This is a genomic window from Ruegeria sp. SCP10, assembly GCF_040329495.1.
GTDB lineage: Bacteria > Pseudomonadota > Alphaproteobacteria > Rhodobacterales > Rhodobacteraceae > Ruegeria.
The window spans coordinates 1-1,906 of the sequence record NZ_JBDZYF010000049.1; the positions used below are offsets into that span (position 1 = coordinate 1).

Sequence of the window (1,906 nt, forward strand, 5' to 3'; positions counted from 1 at the left end):
ACTGACTTTGCCAGATCGACCCCAATCATCATATCTTTCATGTCACTGTCCTCTCCATATTGTGGCTGCAAGCACCACGACCCTGGCACATTGCGATGCCGTCTGGGGAGGTCAGCGATTACATCGGCGCAGGGGCGTTGCTCAGCAGCCTGCCGGATGTGGAATGACTGCTGGGAGATCGAGGCTATGACCCGACTGGTTCCGCGAAGCGTTGAAAGACAAAGGGATACGCGCGTACACGCCCGGACGAAGGCAGCGAAAGAATCCGGTGAAGTACGACAAGCGACGCTACAAGCGGCGCAACCGCCCCGAGCGTGCACGGTTAGGAGTTATGAGGAACAATAGAAGAACAAGATAGTGTTTGACGGATTTCTGATTCCTCTGGAGGTTCGCCTTTTTTGGGAAAGGGGTATTCGGATGAACAGTGAAGAACAGCGGGTGTGGAGCTTGTCGTTTGGCGAGCTGATTTTCGTTCAGGGATATCGTCGCGCAATGCGCGCGGGGTTGGCACTTCAGTTGGTCCATTTCCGCACCTACGGATATTTTCCAGGGACGCTCGAAGACATCGCCGACAACCGCATCCAGTATATCGAGGAACAGTTGGGCACCCATGTCCATCTATACGATCTGCATTCTGACGCTGCCCGCCGTCACCGCCTTGATATCTTACGTCACCTGGGGTTCCGCCGGACGAATGCGAGGGATCGCGCAGAACTCCATTCTGTGCTTGTTGAGGAATGTGCCAGATCAGGCCCAGCCATCGACTCTCTCATTGGCTTTGGTTTCAGCTGGGCGTTGGTGGAAGCGATATCCGTGCCCTCGCGGAAGATCATGGAACGCGGCCCGTTCTGCCCTGCGTGCATTCCAGGAGAGGTTTTTGGCAGAGGTCTCGGGCAAGGTATTGAAGGAAGCCAGAGCGGCATTGGAAGAATGTCTTGCCGATCCGCGAGGAGCGCATGGTTTTCTGCGGCTGAAAGACGTTGTCGGGGCCGCGACCCTGGACAACGTTTTGGGAGCTGCAGACCGGCTGGCCCTTATACAGTGCCTTGATCTTCCATTTGGTATAACGGATGACGCCGACCCATCCTGGCTCAGGCACTTTGCGCGTCGTGTCGAAGGCGAAACGGCCTATGAAATGCGCCGTCATGCCCTGGAGAACTGGATCGGGCTGCTGGCCCTATAAATAATGTCTCGCAAATCGCAACTGATTGACGGGCTGGTGGACCTGTTGATTGATGTGGTTCACCGGATCGGCACGAAATCTCGGCGCGAGGTAATCGGTACAATCGCCGCCGACATCGAAAAGGTAAACGGTAAGGAGCGATTGCTGGTCGATATCGCCACAGCTGCGATAATGACCCCGAATGGCAGGGTCTCGGATGTGATCTTTCCTGTTGCGGGCGCTGCGAAACTGAAAGTGATTATCGATGAGCACCGTGCCAAAGGCACGCTGGATGCACGGATTCAGATGGTGACGCGAGGTTCCTGGGCCAGCTATTACCGATGAGTGTTGCCTTCTCCGTTATCTGTCCTGAAGTTCCGTTCGAACAATGAAAGCTGGCGCTCCATCCTTGATGCTCTGTCTTTGATCTACCGCCTGAACGAGGAAGGGCGACGCGTCGCTTCGGCATCATTGGCACCGGAAGGGTCAATCCCGCGCAAATGGCGTGACACCGTTATGGATCATCGGGGTCGGTTGAATGTCATTTCCTATGAGCTCTGTATCCTGACCCAACTACGAGAACGGTTTCGGGCAAAGGAAATCTGGATAGAAGGGGCCGATCGTTATCGCAATCTGATGACCGAATGGCATACCCGGTATGGCGGGTGCGGTGTCATGATCTATTGGCATGTAGAACGGCAGGCGACCTGTATTTATTCTCAGCTGAAACGCTGCTCATCTTCC

At 55.1% G+C, this 1,906-nt stretch carries 2 protein-coding genes and 3 pseudogenes; all 5 read left to right on the top strand.

Annotated elements, in window-relative coordinates; translation table 11 throughout:
• Positions 1–101: 101 nt before the first annotated feature.
• Positions 102–313 (top strand): annotated as a pseudogene (locus tag ABLN87_RS22135) (IS5/IS1182 family transposase); the annotation flags it as partial.
• A 104-nt stretch (positions 314–417) separates the two neighbouring features.
• A pseudogene (locus ABLN87_RS22140) lies at positions 418–690 on the top strand (DUF4158 domain-containing protein); the annotation flags it as partial.
• Between the two features lie 187 nt (positions 691–877).
• Entirely contained in the window at positions 878–1,183 is a 306-nt protein-coding gene (locus ABLN87_RS22145; RefSeq protein WP_353014275.1) for a hypothetical protein, read from the top strand.
• 3 nt (positions 1,184–1,186) lie between these two features.
• Positions 1,187–1,507 carry a hypothetical protein gene (locus ABLN87_RS22150; RefSeq protein ID WP_353014271.1) on the top strand — a complete coding sequence of 107 codons (321 nt, stop codon included), beginning with the start codon at positions 1,187–1,189 and terminating at the stop codon, positions 1,505–1,507.
• A 282-nt stretch (positions 1,508–1,789) separates the two neighbouring features.
• A pseudogene (locus ABLN87_RS22545) lies at positions 1,790–1,906 on the top strand (Tn3 family transposase); the annotation flags it as partial.